The sequence below is a fragment of the Stenotrophomonas sp. GD03958 genome, assembly GCF_029839005.1.
In the GTDB taxonomy this organism is placed as follows: Bacteria; Pseudomonadota; Gammaproteobacteria; order Xanthomonadales; family Xanthomonadaceae; genus Stenotrophomonas; species Stenotrophomonas hibiscicola.
On sequence record NZ_JAOBZT010000058.1, the window covers coordinates 1 to 20,782 of the forward strand.

General features: G+C 63.2%; 18 protein-coding genes and 1 tRNA gene. All 19 read left to right on the plus strand.

Annotation, left to right across the window (positions count from 1 at the left end):
- The first annotated feature begins 103 nt into the window (after positions 1 to 103).
- The 19 genes from N5C25_RS15445 (at position 104) to rpsS (ending at position 20,780) form a co-directional block, all read left to right on the plus strand.
- Positions 104 to 179, plus strand: a tRNA-Trp gene (locus tag N5C25_RS15445).
- A 49-nt stretch (positions 180 to 228) separates the two neighbouring features.
- Complete coding sequence (gene secE, locus N5C25_RS15450) at positions 229 to 642, plus strand: preprotein translocase subunit SecE (protein ID WP_005408202.1); 414 nt, start codon at positions 229 to 231, stop codon at positions 640 to 642.
- 10 nt (positions 643 to 652) lie between these two features.
- Positions 653 to 1,213: a transcription termination/antitermination protein NusG gene (gene nusG, locus N5C25_RS15455; RefSeq protein ID WP_004154362.1), complete on the plus strand. Its 561-nt coding sequence runs from the start codon at positions 653 to 655 to the stop codon at positions 1,211 to 1,213.
- A 257-nt stretch (positions 1,214 to 1,470) separates the two neighbouring features.
- Positions 1,471 to 1,899 (plus strand): 50S ribosomal protein L11, encoded by a 429-nt coding sequence (rplK, locus tag N5C25_RS15460; RefSeq protein WP_004145248.1) that lies wholly within the window; start codon positions 1,471 to 1,473, stop codon positions 1,897 to 1,899.
- A 4-nt stretch (positions 1,900 to 1,903) separates the two neighbouring features.
- On the plus strand, positions 1,904 to 2,602 hold the full coding sequence (rplA, locus tag N5C25_RS15465) for a 50S ribosomal protein L1 (RefSeq protein WP_014646045.1): 699 nt from the start codon (positions 1,904 to 1,906) through the stop codon (positions 2,600 to 2,602).
- A gap of 387 nt (positions 2,603 to 2,989) precedes the next feature.
- Entirely contained in the window at positions 2,990 to 3,526 is a 537-nt protein-coding gene (rplJ, locus tag N5C25_RS15470) for a 50S ribosomal protein L10 (protein WP_010480377.1), read from the plus strand.
- Positions 3,527 to 3,589: 63 nt separating this feature from the next.
- On the plus strand, positions 3,590 to 3,958 hold the full coding sequence (gene rplL, locus N5C25_RS15475) for a 50S ribosomal protein L7/L12 (RefSeq protein ID WP_005408204.1): 369 nt from the start codon (positions 3,590 to 3,592) through the stop codon (positions 3,956 to 3,958).
- A gap of 364 nt (positions 3,959 to 4,322) precedes the next feature.
- On the plus strand, positions 4,323 to 8,477 hold the full coding sequence (rpoB, locus tag N5C25_RS15480) for a DNA-directed RNA polymerase subunit beta (RefSeq protein ID WP_019662235.1): 4,155 nt from the start codon (positions 4,323 to 4,325) through the stop codon (positions 8,475 to 8,477).
- Between the two features lie 89 nt (positions 8,478 to 8,566).
- On the plus strand, positions 8,567 to 12,790 hold the full coding sequence (rpoC, locus tag N5C25_RS15485) for a DNA-directed RNA polymerase subunit beta' (protein WP_019662236.1): 4,224 nt from the start codon (positions 8,567 to 8,569) through the stop codon (positions 12,788 to 12,790).
- Positions 12,791 to 13,059: 269 nt separating this feature from the next.
- Positions 13,060 to 13,434 (plus strand): 30S ribosomal protein S12, encoded by a 375-nt coding sequence (gene rpsL / locus N5C25_RS15490; protein WP_004145320.1) that lies wholly within the window; start codon positions 13,060 to 13,062, stop codon positions 13,432 to 13,434.
- A gap of 12 nt (positions 13,435 to 13,446) precedes the next feature.
- Positions 13,447 to 13,920, plus strand: coding sequence for a 30S ribosomal protein S7 (gene rpsG, locus N5C25_RS15495; protein ID WP_004145321.1), 474 nt, complete (start codon positions 13,447 to 13,449; stop codon positions 13,918 to 13,920).
- Between the two features lie 141 nt (positions 13,921 to 14,061).
- Positions 14,062 to 16,203, plus strand: coding sequence for an elongation factor G (gene fusA / locus N5C25_RS15500; protein WP_019662237.1), 2,142 nt, complete (start codon positions 14,062 to 14,064; stop codon positions 16,201 to 16,203).
- A gap of 52 nt (positions 16,204 to 16,255) precedes the next feature.
- Positions 16,256 to 17,446 carry an elongation factor Tu gene (gene tuf, locus N5C25_RS15505; RefSeq protein ID WP_033835886.1) on the plus strand — a complete coding sequence of 397 codons (1,191 nt, stop codon included), beginning with the start codon at positions 16,256 to 16,258 and terminating at the stop codon, positions 17,444 to 17,446.
- A 332-nt stretch (positions 17,447 to 17,778) separates the two neighbouring features.
- Positions 17,779 to 18,090: a 30S ribosomal protein S10 gene (rpsJ, locus tag N5C25_RS15510; protein ID WP_005408208.1), complete on the plus strand. Its 312-nt coding sequence runs from the start codon at positions 17,779 to 17,781 to the stop codon at positions 18,088 to 18,090.
- 11 nt (positions 18,091 to 18,101) lie between these two features.
- Positions 18,102 to 18,752 carry a 50S ribosomal protein L3 gene (gene rplC, locus N5C25_RS15515; RefSeq protein ID WP_004145336.1) on the plus strand — a complete coding sequence of 217 codons (651 nt, stop codon included), beginning with the start codon at positions 18,102 to 18,104 and terminating at the stop codon, positions 18,750 to 18,752.
- Between the two features lie 12 nt (positions 18,753 to 18,764).
- The gene (rplD, locus tag N5C25_RS15520; RefSeq protein ID WP_019659578.1) at positions 18,765 to 19,370 is read left to right on the plus strand and encodes a 50S ribosomal protein L4; all 606 of its coding nucleotides are present in this window, start codon (positions 18,765 to 18,767) and stop codon (positions 19,368 to 19,370) included.
- Positions 19,367 to 19,666 (plus strand): 50S ribosomal protein L23, encoded by a 300-nt coding sequence (rplW, locus tag N5C25_RS15525; protein ID WP_004145338.1) that lies wholly within the window; start codon positions 19,367 to 19,369, stop codon positions 19,664 to 19,666. The genes rplD and rplW overlap by 4 nt, the downstream gene beginning before the upstream one ends.
- Positions 19,667 to 19,676: 10 nt before the next feature.
- Positions 19,677 to 20,504: a 50S ribosomal protein L2 gene (gene rplB / locus N5C25_RS15530; protein ID WP_004145339.1), complete on the plus strand. Its 828-nt coding sequence runs from the start codon at positions 19,677 to 19,679 to the stop codon at positions 20,502 to 20,504.
- A gap of 6 nt (positions 20,505 to 20,510) precedes the next feature.
- On the plus strand, positions 20,511 to 20,780 hold the full coding sequence (rpsS, locus tag N5C25_RS15535; RefSeq protein WP_005415413.1) for a 30S ribosomal protein S19: 270 nt from the start codon (positions 20,511 to 20,513) through the stop codon (positions 20,778 to 20,780).
- Positions 20,781 to 20,782 lie beyond the last annotated feature (2 nt).

Sequence of the window (20,782 nt, forward strand, 5' to 3'; positions counted from 1 at the left end):
GCCTGCAGTACCGGTGGTTGCATAGCGCCGCCGGTTACGCGAATGGCGGGCCGGGAACCTCGGTCCGCCTTCGCCGTCTAAGGGAAGGCAAGTTTCAAGACGTACGCCAGTAGCTCAATTGGCAGAGCAGCGGTCTCCAAAACCGCAGGTTGGGGGTTCGAGTCCCTCCTGGCGTGCCATCTGCCCACCTTATCCAGCGGCCTGGGCCGCTAAAGCAGACACAGCCGGATGAATAGCAAGATCGAACACTCCAAGGACAACTCCGCCAATGGCGGGGATATCGTCAAGTACGTCGCCGCATCGCTGCTGGTGCTGGCCGGTCTGTTCGTCTGGTTCTGGTTCTCCGCCGATTCCGGTCGCGCCACCCAGCTGGGTGCGTGGGCGGGTCAGCTGCGTGCGTTGGCGGTTGTGGTCGGTCTGGTTGGCGGTATCGGCGTGTTCATGCTGACCGGCAAGGGGCGCGACACCCGCGAATTCCTCTCCGAGTCGCGCTTCGAACTGCGCAAGGTGGTCTGGCCGACGCGCCAGGAAGCCATCCGCATGACCTGGGTCGTGATGGTGGTGGTAACCATTCTCAGTCTGTTGCTGGGTGGGTTCGATTACGTCATTCAGTGGCTGGTTCAGTTGTTCCTGAGCCGCTAAGGAGAATTGCATGAAGCGTTGGTACGTCGTTCACGCCTATTCGGGCTTCGAGAAGTCGGTGGCGCAGGCCCTGCGCGATCGCATCGTCCGTGATGGCATGGAAGAGCGCTTCGGCGATGTCCTGGTCCCGACCGAAGAAGTGGTCGAGATGCGCGCTGGCCAGAAGCGCCGCTCCGAGCGCAAGTTCTTCCCGGGTTATGTGCTGGTCCAGATCGAGACCCACGAAGAAGCCGGTATTCCGCGCATCGACAACGAAAGCTGGCATCTGGTCAAGGAAACCCCGCGCGTCATGGGCTTCATCGGCGGCACCGCCGACCGTCCGCTGCCGATCGCCGATTCCGAGGCCGAGGCCATCCTGAACCGCGTTCAGGAAGGTGTCGAGAAGCCGCGTCCGAAGGTGCTGTTCGAGCCGGGCCAGATGGTCCGCGTCACCGATGGCCCGTTCAACGATTTCAATGGCGTCGTCGAAGAAGTCAACTACGAGAAGAGCCGTCTGCGCGTTTCCGTGCTGATCTTCGGTCGCGCTACTCCGGTCGAACTCGAGTTCGGCCAGGTCGAAAAAGCCGTCTGATCCAGCTGCAAAGTCGAGCCATGCTCGGCTCGTGAACAGAAACCGGGCCTGGCCCGGTTTCTCTCGTTTATGTGCCACTTCAGGCATGTGAAGAAAAAACCTGATATAGTGCGCGGCTCCCCGCTGGGAAGCCAGCAGGATGAGGCCGCCGCAAGGCGGCCTTCAGCATGATTTCAAAACGCGATGCCGGGACGCGTGATTCCCGGTCCGATGGGGAGCCTGTTGTCGAAAGGCGCTAGCACCCGGAGAGTACTCACATGGCAAAGAAAGTTGTCGGTTACATCAAGCTGCAGGTGAAGGCCGGTCAGGCCAACCCCTCGCCGCCGGTCGGCCCTGCGCTGGGTCAGCGCGGTCTGAACATCATGGAATTCTGCAAGGCGTTCAACGCTGCCACGCAGAAGCTCGAGCCGGGCCTGCCGGTTCCGGTGATCATCACGGCCTACTCGGACCGTACGTTCACCTTCATCACCAAGAGCACCCCGGCCACCACCCTGCTGAAGAAGGCTGCTGGCATCTCGTCGGGCTCCAAGCGCCCGAACACCGAGAAGGTCGGCAAGGTTACCCGTAAGCAGCTGGAAGAGATCGCCAAGGCGAAGGAACCGGATCTGACTGCCGCCGATCTGGACGCCGCCGTGCGTACCATCGCTGGCTCTGCCCGTTCCATGGGCCTCGTGGTGGAGGGTTAATAAGATGGCACAGACCAAGCGTGAGAAGGCCATCAAGGCCGCCGTCGTCCCGGGCAAGGCATACGCCTTCGAGGACGCGATCAACATCCTGAAGACCGCCACCAAGGCCAAGTTCGTCGAGTCGATCGACGTCGCTGTGCGCCTGGGCGTCGATGCGAAGAAGTCCGACCAGCAGGTCCGTGGCTCCACCGTGCTGCCGGCCGGTACCGGCAAGTCGGTCCGCGTCGCCGTGTTCGCTCCGGCCGGTGCCAAGGCTGACGAAGCCCTGGCCGCTGGCGCCGAAGCCGTCGGCATGGATGATCTGGCCGAGAAGATGCAGGCCGGCGATCTGAACTACGACGTCGTCATCGCGACCCCGGACGCCATGCGCGTCGTCGGCAAGCTGGGCACGGTGCTGGGCCCGCGTGGCCTGATGCCGAACCCGAAGGTCGGCACCGTTTCCCCGAACCCGGGTGAAGCCGTGAAGAACGCCAAGTCGGGCCAGGTCCGTTACCGTACCGACAAGGCCGGCATCATCCACTGCACCATCGGCAAGGCCGACTTCGCCGAAGACGCGCTGAAGTCGAACCTGACCGCGCTGCTGCTGGACCTGATCAAGGCCAAGCCGGCCACCTCCAAGGGCACCTACCTGCAGAAGGTTTCGGTCAGCTCGACGATGGGCCCGGGCGTCACCGTCGACCAGTCGTCGCTGACCCTGAAGTAATTGTTTCAAGCGGTCACGGTACCTTCGGTGCCGTGACCGTGACATTTGAAGGCATCGCTGGCAGTGCATCGCCCGCGGTAGCCGTCAAAGACCGCAGGCGCGGTCGTGGCAATACCGGCGACGGGCACGGAAGCTCGACCTGGCAAGGAGTCGCCGCCGGAGCAGTCATGAACGCTTAATCGATTCCCCGGAATCACCCTGCGTAGATGGTGCCCTTCTGGAGTTTTTCTGGTTCACGCACGTCTGGGTTTCCCCAGGTTGGCCCACTCCAGGTCTAGAACGGCCCACCCCCGGAACATCATCCCGATGTTCCCGGCGTCCAGGACGGATGCCGCACAGGACCGCACACGGCAGGAGCCGTAAGCGGAGTTCAATAGGAGGAGTGCAATGGCTCTCAATCTGTCCCAGAAGCAAGAAGTAGTCGCCGAGCTGGCAGACGTCGCCGCCAAGGCCCACTCCTTGATCGCAGCCGAATACGCTGGCACCACGGTCGCCCAGATGACCGCGATGCGCAAGCAGGCTCGTGAAACCGGTGTTTTCTTGAAAGTTGTCAAGAACACCCTGGCTTCGCGCGCCGTTGAAGGCACCGAGTTCGCAGTCGCCCAGGACCAGATGGTTGGTCCGCTGCTGTACGCGTTCTCGCTCGAGGAGCCCGGCGCTGCCGGTCGCCTGATCAAGGAAGCCGCCAAGGGCAACGACAAGCTGAAGGCTAAGGTCGTCGCCATCGGTGGCGAAGTGTTCCCGGCAAGCCACGTCGAAGTGCTGGCCTCGCTGCCGACCCGCGACCAGGCCCTGGCCATGCTGGCCCGCGTCCTGACCGAGCCGGTCACGATGTTTGCCCGCGCCATCAAGGCCGTTGGCGAGAAGCAGGGTGGTGGCGACGTCGCTGCCGACGCTGCCGAGCCGGCCGCCGAGACCGCCTGAGTTTCGACTTATCGTGGTTCCTGACGGAACCTCAACCCAGAAAATCATCCAAAGGTATTAATCATGTCCCTTACCAACGAACAGATCGTCGACGCCATCGCCGAGAAGTCCCTGATGGAAGTGATGGAGCTGGTCAAGGCCATCGAAGAGAAGTTCGGCGTCTCCGCCGCTGCTCCGGTTGCCGTGGCTGCCGCCGCTGGCCCGGCCGCTGCTGTTGAAGAGCAGACCGAGTTCACCGTCACCCTGAAGTCGGCCGGCGACAAGAAGGTCGAAGTCATCAAGGCCGTCCGCGCCATCACCGGCCTGGGCCTGAAGGAAGCGAAGGACCTGGCCGAAGCCGGTGGCGTCCTGAAGGAAGGCGCTTCGAAGGAAGACGCCGAGAAGATGAAGAAGGACCTGGAAGCTGCTGGCGCGACTGTCGAAGTCAAGTAAGCAGTTACCTTGCATCGTCATCGATTCGCGGCGATGCAGCCAAGGCTGGGGGCGTAAGCCCCCGGCCTTTGGTCGTTGTTGCGGTGGTGTAGAGTCGACTGTTAGTCGACTGCTGTGAAGGAAGTCGACTAACAGTCGACTCTACCTTTTCAAATGCAGGAAAAAAGCCCAACACGGGCTGCAGTCAAACCCCGGCAGGCCAGCGCATGGCGCGGCAGCGGGGGAGTGGAAGCAGACGAGTTGGCAGTTGGAAGTAGCGGGAGAAGGCGTGCTGGTGCCGGCAATACCAGCGACTTCCAACTGACAATTTCAAGTTCCCTTCGGATCGTGGGCGCACGATCCGCACAACAAGGTGGAAGACCTCATGACGTCCTATTCGTTCACCGAAAAAAAGCGTATCCGCAAGGATTTCGGCAAGCAGCGCTCGATTCTCGAAGTGCCGTTCCTGCTCGCCATCCAGGTGGATTCCTATCGTGAATTCCTGCAGGAGAACGTCGATCCGGCCAAGCGCACGGACCACGGCCTGCACGCTGCGCTGAAGTCGGTCTTCCCGATCGCCAGCTACAGCGGCAACGCTGCCCTGGAATACGTCGGCTACAAGCTGGGCGAACCGGTCTTCGACGAGCGTGAGTGCCGCCAGCGTGGCATGAGCTACGGCGCCCCGCTGCGCGTGACCGTGCGCCTGGTGATCTACGACCGTGAGTCGTCGACCAAGGCCATCAAGTATGTGAAGGAGCAGGAGGTCTATCTGGGCGAAATCCCGCTGATGACCGAGAACGGCACCTTCATCGTCAACGGTACCGAGCGCGTCATCGTCTCGCAGCTGCACCGCTCGCCGGGCGTGTTCTTCGACCACGACCGCGGCAAGACCCACAGCTCGGGCAAGCTGCTGTACAGCGCCCGCATCATTCCTTACCGCGGTTCCTGGCTGGACTTCGAGTTCGACCCGAAGGATGCGCTGTTCACCCGTATCGACCGCCGCCGCAAGCTGCCGGTGTCGATCCTGCTGCGCGCGCTTGGTTACAGCAACGAAGAGATGCTGGCCGAGTTCTTCGAGATCAACACCTTCCACATCAACCCGGATGAAGGCGTCCAGCTGGAGCTGGTGCCCGAGCGCCTGCGTGGCGAAACCCTGGGCTTCGACCTCGCCGACGGCGACAAGGTCATCGTGGAAGCCGGCAAGCGCATCACCGCGCGCCACATCAAGCAGCTGGAAGCCTCGGGCATCGCCGCCCTGGCCGTGCCGGACGACTACATCGTCGGCCGCATCCTGTCGCACGACGTGGTCGATGCCTCGACCGGCGAACTGCTGGCCCAGGCCAACGACGAGATCACCGACGAACAGCTGCAGGCCTTCCGCAAGGCCGGCGTGGACGCGGTCGGCACCCTGTGGGTGAACGACCTGGATCGTGGTCCGTACCTGTCCAACACCCTGCGCATCGACCCGACCAAGACCCAGCTGGAAGCGCTGGTCGAGATCTACCGCATGATGCGTCCGGGCGAGCCGCCGACCAAGGATGCCGCGCAGAACCTGTTCCACAACCTGTTCTTCACCTTCGAGCGCTACGACCTGTCCGCGGTCGGCCGCATGAAGTTCAACCGTCGCGTGGGCCGCAAGGAAACCACCGGCGAAGCCGTGCTGTACGACAGCAAGTACTTCGGTGAGCGCAACGACGAAGAGTCCAAGCGCCTGGTCGCCGCCCACGGCGACAGCTCCGACATCCTCGACGTGATCAAGGTCCTGACCGAGATCCGCAACGGTCGCGGCGTGGTCGACGACATCGATCATCTGGGCAACCGTCGCGTGCGCTCGGTCGGTGAAATGGCCGAGAACGTGTTCCGCGTGGGCCTGGTCCGCGTCGAGCGCGCGGTCAAGGAGCGCCTGTCGATGGCCGAGTCGGAAGGCCTGACCCCTCAGGAGCTGATCAACGCCAAGCCGGTCGCCGCTGCCATCAAGGAGTTCTTCGGCTCCTCGCAGCTGTCGCAGTTCATGGACCAGAACAACCCGCTGTCGGAAGTGACGCACAAGCGTCGCGTGTCGGCCCTGGGCCCGGGCGGCCTGACCCGCGAGCGCGCCGGCTTCGAAGTGCGCGACGTGCACCCGACCCATTACGGCCGCGTCTGCACCATCGAAACCCCGGAAGGCCCGAACATTGGCCTGATCAACTCGCTGGCCGTGTACGCCCGCACCAACCAGTACGGTTTCCTCGAGACCCCGTACCGAAAGGTCGTGGACGGCAAGGTCTATGACGAAGTCGAGTTCCTGTCGGCGATCGAAGAAAACGAGTACGTCATTGCGCAGGCCAACGCGCTGACCGACGCCAAGGGCACCCTGACCGAGCAGTTCGTGCCGTGCCGCTTCCAGGGCGAATCGCTGCTGAAGCCGCCGGCGGAAGTGCACTTCATGGACGTCTCGCCGATGCAGACCGTGTCGATCGCGGCCGCGCTGGTTCCGTTCCTGGAGCACGATGACGCCAACCGCGCACTGATGGGCGCCAACATGCAGCGTCAGGCCGTGCCGACCCTGCGTGCGCAGAAGCCGCTGGTGGGTACCGGCATCGAGCGCGCCGTGGCGCGTGACTCCGGCGTGACCGTGAACGCCCGCCGTGGTGGCGAGATCGTGCAGATCGACGCAGCCCGCATCGTGGTCAAGGTCAACGAGGAAGAGATCGTTGGCGCCACCGACGCGGGCGTGGACATCTACAACCTGGTCAAGTACACCCGTTCGAACCAGAACACCTGCATCAACCAGCGTCCGCTGGTCCAGGTGGGTGACGTCATCGCCCGCGGTGACGTGCTGGCCGACGGTCCGTCCACCGACATCGGCGAACTGGCCCTGGGCCAGAACATGCTGATCGCGTTCATGCCGTGGAACGGCTACAACTTCGAAGACTCCATCCTGCTCTCCGAGCGCGTGGTGGAAGAAGATCGTTACACCACGATCCACATCGAAGAGCTGACCTGCGTCGCGCGTGACACCAAGCTGGGGCCGGAGGAAATCTCCGCGGACATCCCGAACGTCTCCGAGCAGGCGCTGAACCGGCTGGACGAGAGCGGCGTGGTGTACATCGGTGCGGAAGTCCGTGCCGGCGACATCCTGGTCGGCAAGGTCACCCCGAAGGGCGAAAGCCAGCTGACTCCGGAAGAGAAGCTGCTGCGCGCGATCTTCGGCGAGAAGGCTTCGGACGTGAAGGACAGCTCGCTGCGCGTTCCGCCGGGCATGGACGGCACCGTCATCGACGTGCAGGTCTTCACCCGCGACGGCATCGAGAAGGACAAGCGCGCCCGCCAGATCGAAGAGTCTGAAATCAAGCGCGTCAAGAAGGACTTCGACGACCAGTTCCGCATCCTGGAGGCCGCCATCTACATGCGTCTGCGTTCGCAGATCGTGGGCAAGGTGGTCAACGGTGGCGCTGGCCTGAAGAAGGGTGATGTGATCACCGACGCGTTCCTGGATGGCCTGAAGAAGGCTGACTGGTTCGCCCTGCGCATGAAGGACGAAGACGCTTCGGAAGCCATCGAGCGCGCACAGAAGCAGATCCAGGCGCACGAGAAGGAATTCGAGCGTCGCTTCGCCGACAAGCGCGGCAAGATCACCGCCGGTGACGACCTCGCCCCGGGCGTGCTGAAGATGGTCAAGGTGTTCCTGGCCGTGAAGCGCCGCATCCAGCCGGGCGACAAGATGGCCGGCCGCCACGGCAACAAGGGTGTGGTCTCCAACGTGGTGCCGGTCGAGGACATGCCGTACATGGCCTCGGGCGAAACCGTGGATATCGTGCTGAACCCGCTGGGCGTGCCGTCGCGCATGAACATCGGCCAGATCCTGGAAGTGCACCTGGGCTGGGCCGCCAAGGGCCTGGGTCGCAAGATCCAGGCGATGCTGGAAGCCCAAGCGGCGGTGGCCGACCTGCGCAAGTTCCTGGACGACATCTACAACCACGACGATACCAACGTGGCCAACCGTGTCGACCTGTCGCAGTTCAGCGACGAGGAACTGCTGCGCCTGGCCCGCAACCTGACCGACGGCGTGCCGATGGCCACTCCGGTGTTCGACGGCGCCACCGAAGCGGAAATCAAGCGCATGCTGGAACTGGCCGATCTGCCGAGCAGTGGCCAGACCCAGCTGTACGACGGCCGCACCGGTGAAGCATTCGATCGCCACACCACGGTTGGCTACATGCACTACCTGAAGCTGAACCACCTGGTCGACGACAAGATGCACGCCCGTTCGACCGGCCCGTACTCGCTCGTCACCCAGCAGCCGCTGGGCGGCAAGGCGCAGTTCGGCGGCCAGCGCTTCGGTGAAATGGAAGTCTGGGCGCTGGAAGCCTACGGCGCGGCCTACACCCTGCAGGAAATGCTGACGGTGAAGTCCGACGACGTGCAGGGCCGCAACCAGATGTACAAGAACATCGTCGACGGTGAGCACGAGATGGTCGCGGGCATGCCGGAATCCTTCAACGTGCTCGTGAAGGAAATCCGCTCGCTGGCCATCAACATGGAACTGGAAGACAACTGATCCATGCCGGCGCGGCGGCCTCCACCGCCGCGCCGCTGGCAGTGAACTGAAAGCCCATCGACACAGCATTCCTCCTTCTGGAGAACACCATGAAAGACCTGCTCAACCTCTTCAACCAGCAGCGCCAGACGCTGGACTTCGACGCGATCAAGATCGCGCTGGCCTCGCCGGACCTGATCCGTTCGTGGTCCTTCGGCGAAGTGAAGAAGCCGGAAACCATCAACTACCGCACCTTCAAGCCGGAACGCGACGGCCTGTTCTGCGCCGCCATCTTCGGACCGGTGAAGGACTACGAGTGCCTGTGCGGCAAGTACAAGCGCATGAAGCACCGCGGCGTGGTCTGCGAAAAGTGCGGCACCGAAGTGACCCTGGCCAAGGTGCGCCGCGAGCGCATGGGCCATATCGACCTGGCGTCGCCGGTCGCCCACATCTGGTTCCTCAAGTCGCTGCCGTCGCGCATCGGCCTGATGCTGGACATGACCCTGCGCGACATCGAGCGCGTGCTGTACTTCGAAGCCTACGTGGTGACCGAGCCGGGCCTGACCGCCCTGGAACGCCGCCAGCTGCTGACCGAAGAACAGTACCTGCAGGCCCGCCAGGAGCACGGTGACGACTTCGACGCCGCCATGGGCGCCGAGGCTGTGTACGAACTGCTGCGCACGATCGACCTGCAGTCGGAAATGACCCGCCTGCGCGAGGAAATCGCCGCTACCGGTTCGGAAACCAAGCTCAAGCGCCTCACCAAGCGCATCAAGCTGATCGAAGCCTTCCTGGAATCGGGCAACCGTCCGGAATGGATGGTCATGACCGTGCTGCCGGTGTTGCCGCCGGACCTGCGTCCGCTGGTCCCGCTGGATGGCGGCCGCTTCGCGACCTCCGACCTGAACGACCTGTACCGCCGCGTCATCAACCGCAACAACCGCCTGCGCCGCCTGCTCGAACTGAGCGCGCCGGACATCATCGTGCGCAATGAAAAGCGCATGCTGCAGGAGTCGGTCGATGCGCTGCTGGACAACGGCCGTCGTGGCCGTGCCATCACCGGCACCAACAAGCGCCCGCTGAAGTCGCTGGCCGACATGATCAAGGGCAAGCAGGGGCGCTTCCGCCAGAACCTGCTCGGCAAGCGCGTCGACTACTCGGGCCGTTCGGTCATCGTGGTCGGCCCGTACCTGCGCCTGCACCAGTGCGGCCTGCCGAAGAAGATGGCGCTCGAGCTGTTCAAGCCGTTCGTCTTCGCCAAGCTGCAGCGTCGTGGCCTGGCCACCACCATCAAGGCCGCCAAGAAGCTGGTCGAGCGCGAAGAAGCCGAAGTCTGGGACATCCTGGAAGAGGTCATCCGCGAGCATCCGGTGATGCTGAACCGTGCGCCGACCCTGCACCGTCTGGGTATCCAGGCGTTCGAGCCGGTGCTGATCGAAGGCAAGGCCATCCAGCTGCACCCGCTGGTCTGCACCGCGTTCAACGCCGACTTCGACGGTGACCAGATGGCCGTCCACGTGCCGCTCTCGCTGGAAGCCCAGCTGGAAGCGCGTGCGCTGATGATGTCGACCAACAACATCCTGTCGCCGGCCAACGGCGAGCCGATCATCGTGCCGTCGCAGGACGTCGTGCTGGGTCTGTACTACATGACCCGCTCGCTGGAGAACAAGAAGGGCGAGGGCATGGCCTTCGCCAACATCGCCGAAGTCAAGCGCGCCTACGACAACCGCGTGGTGGAACTGCACGCCAAGGTCAAGGTCCGCATCACCGAGGTGGTGACCGACGAAGATGGCAACAAGCAGAACAAGACCTCGATCGTGGACACCACGATCGGTCGCGCCCTGCTGGCTGAAATCCTGCCGGAAGGCCTGCCGTTCGCGCTGGCCAATGTCGAACTGACCAAGAAGAACATCAGCCGCCTGATCAACTCCAGCTACCGCCAGCTGGGCCTGAAGGACACGGTCGTGTTTGCTGACAAGCTGATGTACACCGGCTTCGCCTACGCGACCCGTGCCGGCGTCTCGATCGGCATCGACGACATGCTGATCCCGGACGAGAAGAAGGGCATCCTCACCGAGGCCGAAGCCGAAGTGCTGGAAATCCAGGAGCAGTACCAGTCGGGCCTGGTCACCGCCGGCGAGCGCTACAACAAGGTGGTCGACATCTGGTCGCGCACCAACGAGCGCATCGCCAAGGCGATGATGGACACCATCGGTACCGAGAAGGTGGTCAATGCCAAGGGTGAGACCATCGACCAGAAGTCGATGAACTCGCTGTACATCATGGCCGACTCCGGTGCGCGTGGTTCGCAGGCGCAGATCCGTCAGCTGGCCGGCATGCGCGGCCTGATGGCCCGCCCGGACGGCTCGATCATCGAGACGCCCATCAAGGCGAACTTCCGCGAAGGCCTGAACGTGCAGGAGTACTTCAACTCCACCCACGGTGCCCGTAAGGGTCTGGCCGATACCGCGCTGAAGACCGCGAACTCGGGTTACCTGACCCGTCGTCTGGTCGACGTCGCGCAGGACGTGGTGATCACCGAGGTGGATTGCGGTACCACCGAAGGCCTGATCATGACCCCGATCGTGGAAGGCGGCGACGTGGTCGAGCCGCTGAAGGACCGCGTGCTGGGTCGCGTGGTGGCCGAGGACGTGTTCCTGCCGGGCAACGATGAAGATCCGATCGTCACCCGCAACACCCTGCTGGACGAAGCCTGGGTGGCCAAGCTGGAAGATGCCGGCGTGCAGACCATCAAGGTCCGCTCGACCATCTCCTGCGAATCGGCCTTCGGTGTCTGCTCGCGCTGCTACGGCCGCGATCTGGCCCGCGGCCACCTGGTCAACATCGGTGAAGCGGTCGGCGTCATCGCCGCCCAGTCCATCGGTGAGCCGGGTACCCAGCTGACCATGCGTACGTTCCACATCGGTGGTGCGGCGTCGCGAGCTGCTGCGGTCGACAACATCACCGTCAAGACCACCGGCTCGGTCAAGTTCAGCAACCTCAAGTCGGTCGAGCACGCCAACGGCTCGCTGGTGGCGGTGTCGCGCTCGGGCGAAATCTCGGTGCTCGATGCCCACGGTCGTGAGCGTGAGCGTTACAAGCTGCCGTACGGTGCGACCATCACGTCCAAGGACGGTGATGCGATCAAGGCTGGCCAGACCGTGGCCAACTGGGATCCGCATAACCACCCGATCGTGTCGGAAGTGGCCGGCTTCATCCGCTTCATCGACTTCGTCGACGGCATCACCGTCATCGAGAAGACCGACGAGCTGACCGGCCTTGCCTCGCGCGAAATCACCGATCCGAAGCGTCGTGGTACCCAGGCCAAGGACCTGCGCCCGATCGTGCGCATCGTCGACGCCAAGGGCAATGACCTGTCGATCCCGGGCACCGACCTGCCGGCGCAGTACCTGCTGCCGCCGCGCTCGATCGTCAACCTGCAGGACGGCGCTGCCGTCGGCGTGGGTGACGTGGTCGCCAAGATTCCGCAGGAAGCGTCGAAGACCCGCGACATCACCGGTGGTCTGCCGCGCGTGGCCGATCTGTTCGAAGCCCGCAAGCCGAAGGATCCGGCGGTGCTGGCCGAGCGTTCGGGCATCATCAGCTTCGGCAAGGACACCAAGGGCAAGCAGCGCCTGATCATCAAGGACACCGATGGTTCGGAGCACGAAGAGCTGATCCCGAAGTACCGCCAGGTCATCGTGTTCGAAGGCGAGCATGTCACCAAGGGTGAAACCATCGTGGACGGCGAGCCGAGCCCGCAGGACATCCTGCGCCTGCTGGGTGTCGAACCGCTGGCTGCCTACCTGGTGAAGGAAATCCAGGACGTGTATCGCCTGCAGGGCGTGAAGATCAACGACAAGCACATCGAGGTGATCACCCGCCAGATGCTGCGCAAGGTCGAGATCACCGACCAGGGCAGCAGCAAGTTCCTGAACGGCGAACAGGTGGAGCGCCAGCGCGTTATCGAGGAGAATGCGCGCCTCGCGGCCCGCAACGAGCTGCCGGCTCGTTTCGATCCGGTGCTGCTGGGTATCACCAAGGCCTCGCTGGCGACCGAATCGTTCATCTCGGCCGCGTCGTTCCAGGAAACCACCCGTGTGTTGACCGAAGCGGCCGTCCGCGGCACCTCGGACAACCTGCGCGGCCTGAAGGAAAACGTCATCGTGGGTCGCCTGATTCCGGCCGGTACTGGCCTGGCGTACCACAGCAACCGCCGCCGCGGCGCCTCCGGCCTTACCGAGTCGGAAATGCAGACCCTGGCCGGCACTCCGGCTGCGGTCGAGGCTGCGGTGGTTGAAGCCGAAGCTGAACAGGCCTCGGGCGAAGAATGATGCATCCGGTCCGGCCGCAAGGCCGGACCACCCGGGCTACCGGCGCAGGGCAGGGTGGACCTCGCGGTTCACCCCGCCAACCTGAACGGGGTACATGGAGGCCCCCCAGTAACGTTCCGGGATCAGGAGCGGGCTTGACAGGAGGCGTTTGACTGCTTTCCTGGCAGGTTGCTACAATCGTCTGTCTCAGCAGGCCAGAATTTTGGCCTGCTTTAACATTTCCGCATCTCTGGCCGGATTTTCCGGCCACCAATCAGAAGAACCTACTGATGGCGACGATCAACCAGCTGGTCCGCAAGCCGCGGCAAGCGACCACCTACAAGAGTGCCTCGCCGGCGCTCGACAAGTGCCCGCAGCGCCGTGGCGTCTGCACCCGTGTCTACACCACCACTCCGAAGAAGCCGAACTCGGCTCTGCGCAAGGTTGCCAAGGTCCGCCTGACCAACCAGGAAGAAGTGATTTCCTACATCGGTGGTGAAGGCCACAACCTGCAGGAGCACTCCGTGGTCCTGATCCGCGGCGGTCGCGTCAAGGACCTGCCGGGTGTGCGTTACCACACCGTTCGTGGCTCGCTCGACGCCGCCGGCGTTGCCAAGCGTCGCCAGGCCCGTTCCAAGTACGGCGCCAAGCGTCCGAAGGCATAAGGAGAGAGCACAATGTCGCGTAAGGGTAATACTCCGCAGCGTTCCGTCCTGCCCGATCCGAAGCACGGAAGCGAAACCATCGCCCGTTTCATCAACATGGTCATGCAGAGCGGCAAGAAGTCCGTCGCCGAGAAGATCGTGTACGGCGCCATGGACGTGATCACCGAGAAGAACAGCAGCGCCAACGCCATTGAACTGGTGCAGAAGGCTCTGGACAACGTCGCTCCGGCGGTCGAAGTCAAGTCGCGCCGCGTCGGTGGTGCCACCTACCAGGTGCCGGTCGAAGTGCGTTCGTCGCGCAAGATGGCCCTGGCCATGCGCTGGCTGATCGACTCCGCGCGCAAGCGCGGCGAGAACACCATGCCGAAGAAGCTGGCTGCTGAACTGATCGACGCCTCGGAAAACCGTGGCGGCGCCATCAAGAAGCGCGAAGAAACCCACCGCATGGCCGAAGCCAACAAGGCATTCGCCCACTACCGCTGGTGAGTTTGACGGCCTTGTAAAACAGGCAGGGCAGCACCACTTCGGTGCGTGCTGCCTCGCGGTCCCAGAAAGACTGCGCCAATCCGAAGGCCGCCGAAAGGCGGCGTTCGGCCATCCGAAATCCAAGAAATCTGAGAGGCTCCCGTGGCCCGTTCCACTCCCATCGAGCGTTACCGTAACTTCGGCATCATGGCTCACATCGATGCCGGCAAGACCACCACGTCCGAGCGCATCCTGTTCTACACCGGCAAGAGCCACAAGATCGGTGAAGTGCACGACGGCGCCGCCACCATGGACTGGATGGAGCAGGAGCAGGAGCGTGGCATCACGATCCAGTCCGCTGCCACCACCGCGTTCTGGAAGGGCATGGACAAGTCCCTGCCGGAGCACCGCTTCAACATCATCGACACCCCGGGGCACGTCGACTTCACCATCGAAGTTGAGCGCTCGCTGCGCGTGCTCGACGGTGCCGTCTTCGTCCTGTGCGCCGTCGGTGGCGTGCAGCCGCAGTCGGAAACCGTGTGGCGCCAAGCCAACAAGTACCACGTGCCGCGCATCGCGTTCGTCAACAAGATGGACCGCACCGGTGCCAACTTCCAGAAGGTCGTCGGCCAGCTGAAGGCCAAGCTGGGCGCGGTTGCCGTGCCGATGCAGCTGCCGATCGGCGCTGAAGACAACTTCAAGGGCGTTGTCGACCTGCTGAAGATGAAGGCCATCCACTGGGATGAGGCCTCGCAGGGCATGAAGTTCGAGTACAGCGACATCCCGGCCGATCTGCAGGCGGCTGCGGAAGAAGCTCGCCAGTTCATGGTCGAGACCGCTGCCGAAGCCAGCGAAGAGCTGATGGAAAAGTACCTGGGCGGCGAAGAGCTGGCCGAGGCCGAAATCATCAACGCGCTGCGTACCCGTACCCTGGCCACCGAGATCGTGCCGATGTACTGCGGCTCGGCCTTCAAGAACAAGGGCGTGCAGGCCATGCTGGACGGCGTGATCCAGCTGCTGCCGTCGCCGGTCGACGTGCCGGACGTGAAGGGCGTGGACGTTGACGACGACACCGTCGAAATGACCCGCAAGTCGGACGACAAGGCGCCGTTCTCGTCGCTGGCCTTCAAGATCATCACCGACCCGTTCGTCGGCGCGCTGACCTTCTTCCGTGTCTACTCGGGCACCCTGAACGGTGGCGACACCGTGCTGAACTCGGTGAAGGGCAAGAAGGAGCGCATCGGCCGCATCCTGCAGATGCACTCGAACAACCGCGAGGAAATCAAGGAAGTTCTGGCTGGTGACATCGCTGCTGCCGTGGGCCTGAAGGACACCACCACCGGTGACACCCTGTGCGCCGTGGATGCGCCGATCATCCTGGAGCGCATGACGTTCCCGGAGCCGGTGATCTCGATGGCCGTCGAGCCGAAGACCAAGTCGGACCAGGAAAAAATGGGTCTGGCGCTGGGTCGCCTGGCGCAGGAAGATCCGTCGTTCCGCGTCAAGACCGACGAAGAATCCGGCCAGACCATCATCTCGGGCATGGGCGAGCTGCACCTGGACATCATTGTCGACCGCCTGAAGCGCGAGTTCAACGTTGAAGCCAACGTCGGCGCGCCGCAGGTGGCCTACCGCGAAACCATCACCCTGGCTGACGTCAAGTCGGACTACAAGCACGCCAAGCAGTCCGGTGGTAAGGGTCAGTACGGTCACGTCGTGATCGAGCTGTCGCCGATCACCGCTGAAGATCGTGCCGATCCGAAGATCGCTCCGATGATCAAGGACGATTTCCTGTTCATCAACGACATCACCGGCGGCGTGATCCCGAAGGAATTCATTCCGTCGGTTGAAAAGGGCCTGCGCGAAACCATCACCAGCGGCCCGCTGGCTGGCTTCCCGGTCGTGGACGTCAAGGTGAAGCTGGTGTTCGGTTCGTACCACGACGTCGACTCCTCGGAAATGGCGTTCAAGCTGGCTTCGTCGATGGCCTTCAAGCAGGGCTTCGCCAAGGCCAAGCCGGTGCTGCTGGAGCCGATCATGAAGGTCGAGATCGTGACCCCGGAGGATTACCAGGGTGACGTGATGGGCGACGTCAGCCGTCGTCGCGGCGTGCTGCAGGGTTCCGACACCACCGGTGACGGTTCGGCCAGCATCATCAACGCGATGATCCCGCTGGGTGAAATGTTCGGCTACGCCACTGCGCTGCGTTCGCAGACCCAGGGCCGCGCCACCTTCACCATGGAATTCGATCACTACGAGCCGGCTCCGACCAACATCGCCGAAGCCGTCATGAAGAAGGGCTGAGCCTCGCTCAGCCTCTCTTGAAACCATTTACGAACAATCAAGGTATAGAACAATGGCAAAGGGTAAGTTCGAGCGCACCAAGCCGCACGTCAACGTCGGCACCATCGGTCACGTCGACCACGGCAAGACCACGCTGACCGCTGCACTGACCAAGATCGGTGCCGAGCGCTTCGGTGGCGAGTTCAAGGATTACTCCTCGATCGACGCCGCTCCGGAAGAAAAGGCACGTGGCATCACGATCTCGACCGCGCACGTCGAATACGAATCCCCGATCCGTCACTACGCCCACGTTGACTGCCCGGGCCACGCTGACTACGTCAAGAACATGATCACCGGTGCCGCCCAGATGGACGGCGCGATCCTGGTGTGCTCGGCCGCTGACGGCCCGATGCCGCAGACCCGTGAGCACATCCTGCTGTCGCGTCAGGTCGGCGTGCCGTACATCGTCGTGTTCTTGAACAAGGCCGACATGGTGGACGACGCCGAGCTGCTCGAGCTGGTCGAGATGGAAGTGCGTGAGCTGCTGAGCAAGTACGACTTCCCGGGCGACGACACCCCGATCATCGCCGGTTCGGCCCGCCTGGCGCTGGAAGGCGACCAGAGCGACATCGGCGTGCCGGCCATCCTGAAGCTGGTCGATGCCCTGGACAGCTGGATTCCGGAGCCGGAGCGTGCGATCGACAAGCCGTTCCTGATGCCGGTGGAAGACGTGTTCTCGATCTCGGGCCGCGGCACCGTGGTGACCGGCCGTATCGAGCGCGGCGTGATCAAGGTCGGCGACGAAATCGAAATCGTCGGCATCCGTCCGGTGCAGAAGACCACCGTGACCGGCGTTGAAATGTTCCGCAAGCTGCTGGACCAGGGTCAGGCAGGCGACAACGCTGGCCTGCTGCTGCGCGGCACCAAGCGTGACGACGTCGAGCGTGGCCAGGTGCTGGCCAAGCCGGGCACGATCAAGCCGCACACCAAGTTCGAGGGTGAAGTCTACGTCCTGTCGAAGGACGAAGGCGGCCGTCACACCCCGTTCTTCAACGGCTACCGTCCGCAGTTCTACTTCCGCACCACCGACATCACCGGCGCAGCTGCACTGCCGGAAGGCGTCGAAATGGTGATGCCGGGTGACAACGTCAAGATGGTCGTCACCCTGATCAACCCGGTGGCGATGGACGAAGGCCTGCGCTTCGCCATCCGCGAAGGCGGCCGCACCGTCGGCGCCGGCGTGGTCTCGAAGATCATCGAGTAATCTGGTAGTATCTGCGCCCCGATGTTGCCTGGGTAGGGCATCGGGGCGTATCAAATGGGAAAGCAGGCACAGGATGTGCCTTGTGTTCCCCGGACCAGGAAGGGTCAATGCCATTCAGGCGGCGTCAACAGGCGACTGTTGACAGCTGCCTTGTGTGCCATTATGCTTCTACGTCTGGGCAGGCCGGGAAACTGGTCTGCCTACGTTTTTGAGGTCTATGGAGTGACCTTGTCGGCCTGCAGGAGTGTGGGCCGTCCGTATTCAGGAATTTCATGGGGCAAAGCAACCCAGAGGCTTTGTCTGTCGCTCTTTTAACGAAGGAACCTACCGCCATGGCGGACCAAAAGATCCGGATCCGGCTGAAAGCGTTCGATCATCGTCTGATCGACCGTTCGGCCAGCGAGATCGTTGAAACGGCAAAGCGGACCGGCGCGCAAGTGCGTGGCCCGATCCCGCTGCCGACCAAGATCGAGCGCTACACCGTTCTCGTCTCCCCGCACGTCGACAAGGACGCGCGTGACCAGTACGAGACCCGCACGCACAAGCGCGTGCTCGATATCGTTGACCCGAATGACAAGACCGTGGACGCGCTGATGAAGCTCGAACTGGCTGCCGGCGTCGACGTTCAGATCAAGCTGACCTGAGGACTACGACCATGACGAAGAAGTATTCGTTGGGCTTCGTGGGCCGCAAGGCCGGCATGAGCCGCGTGTTCACTGAAGATGGCCGCTCCATCCCGGTGACCCTGATCGAAGCAACCCCGAACCGCATCGCGCAGATCAAGACCGTCGAAACCGACGGCTACAGCGCCGTGCAGGTGACCGTCGGCGCGCGTCGCGCTGCCCTGGTCAACAAGCCGGAAGCCGGCCACTTCGCCAAGGCGAAGGTGGAAGCGGGTCGTGGCCTGTGGGAATTCCGCGTTGAAGACGCGCAGCTCGGCGATTTCGCCGTTGGCGGCGAAGTCAAGGCGGACATCTTCGAAGTCGGCCAGATCGTCGACGTCCAGGGTGTCACCAAGGGTAAGGGCTTCCAGGGCACCATCAAGCGCCACAACTTCCGTATGGGCGATGCAACCCACGGTAACTCGCTGTCGCATCGCGCGCCGGGTTCGCTGGGTCAGCGCCAGACCCCGGGTCGCGTTTTCCCGGGCAAGAAGATGTCGGGCCACATGGGCGCGGTGCAGCAGAGCACCCAGAACCTGGAAGTGGTCAAGGTCGACGTCGAGCGCGGTCTGATCGCCGTTCGCGGCGCCGTTCCGGGCGCGGCCGGTGGCGATGTGATCGTCCGTCCGGCGAGCAAGGCATAAGGAGAGATGACGATGGAACTCGTTATCACGGGTAGCAACAACAAGGTCTCGGTCTCCGAAGCCGTGTTCGGTCGCGATTTCAGCGAAGATCTGGTCCACCAGGTCGTCGTTGCTTACCGCAACGCCGGTCGCGCCGGCACCAAGGCACAGAAGACTCGCTCCGAAGTGGCTGGTACCACCAAGAAGTCGAAGAAGCAGAAGGGCGGCGGCGCGCGTCATGGCGCACTGACGGCTCCGATCTTCGTCGGCGGCGGTGTCACCTTCGCGGCCAAGCCGCGCAGCTTCGAGCAGAAGGTCAATCGTAAGCAGTACCGTGCCGCCATGTGCGCGATCCTGTCCGAGCTGAACCGTCAGGGCCGTCTGACCATCGTGGAGTCCTTCGACGTCGAAGTGACCAACACGAAGGGTCTGGTCGCCAAGCTGGCCGGCCTGGAAGTGGGCAAGCGCCCGCTGATCGTCACCGAAGAAGCGTCCGAGCACCTGTACCTGTCCGCCCGCAATCTGCCGTACGTGCAGGTGCGTGACGTCCAGGGCCTGGATCCGGTCTCGCTGGTGGGTGCCGACACGGTCGTCATCACCGCTGACGCGGTCAAGAAGGTCGAGGAGTGGCTGGCATGAACAGCAACGAAAAAATCTTCAGCGTGCTGCGTGCCCCGCGTGTCTCCGAAAAGACCGCGCGCCTGCAGGAACTCTCCAACCAGTATGTCTTCGAAGTTTCGAACGAAGCCACCAAGGCCGATGTAAAGGCCGCGGTTGAGCAGCTGTTCGACGTCAAGGTCGAAGCTGTCAACGTGGTCAACGTCAAGGGCAAGAACAAGTCCTTCCGTAACCGTGCTGGCCGCCGCGGCGATTGGCGCAAGGCGTACGTTCGCCTGGCCGATGGCCAGTCGATCGATGTAACGGCCAAGGCCTGAGGTACATCCCATGCCATTGATGAAATTCAAGCCCACTTCCCCCGGCCGCCGTTCGGCCGTGCGCGTGGTCACTCCCGACCTGCACAAGGGTGCTCCGCACGCTGCCCTGGTCGAGTCGCAGAGCCGCTCGGGTGGTCGTAACCACCATGGCCGCATCACCGTGCGTCACGTCGGTGGTGGTGCCAAGCAGCACTACCGCATCATCGACTTCAAGCGCAACAAGCTGGGCATCCCGGCGCGCGTGGAACGCATCGAATACGATCCGAACCGCACCGCCCACATCGCCCTGCTGTGCTACGTCGACGGTGAGCGCCGCTACATCATCGCCCCGAAGGGTCTGAAGGCCGGTGATCAGGTGATCGCTGGTTCGGATGCCCCGATCAAGGCTGGCAACACCCTGCCGCTGCGCAACATCCCGGTCGGTACCACCATCCACTGCATCGAACTGAAGCCCGGCAAGGGCGCTCAGATCGCCCGCGCCGCCGGTGCGGCCGTGCAGCTGGTGGCCCGCGAAGGCATCTACGCCACCCTGCGCCTGCGCTCGGGTGAAATGCGCAAGGTGCCGGTCGAGTGCTGCGCCACCATCGGCGAAGTCGGCAACGACGAGCACAGCCTGGAAAAGCTGGGCAAGGCCGGTGCCAAGCGTTGGCGCGGCGTCCGCCCGACCGTTCGTGGTGCTGCCATGAACCCGGTTGACCACCCGCACGGTGGTGGTGAGGCCAAGGCCGGCCAGGGTAACCCGCATCCGGTCACCCCGTGGGGTGTCCCGACCAAGGGTTACAAGACGCGCCATAACAAGCGCACTCAGCAGTTCATCGTCCGCGATCGTAGGGGCTAATCGACCATGGCACGTTCACTCAAGAAGGGCCCGTTCGTCGATCACCACCTCGTCAAGAAGGTGGAGGCCGCTGCGGGCAGCAAGAAGCCGATCAAGACTTGGTCGCGCCGTTCGATGATCCTGCCTGACATGGTAGGCATCACCATTGCCGTGCATAACGGCAAGAACCACATCCCGGTTCTCGTCAACGAGAACATGGTCGGCCACAAGCTCGGCGAATTTGCCATCACCCGGACCTTCAAGGGTCACGGTGGTGACAAGAAGTCGGGCAAGTAAGG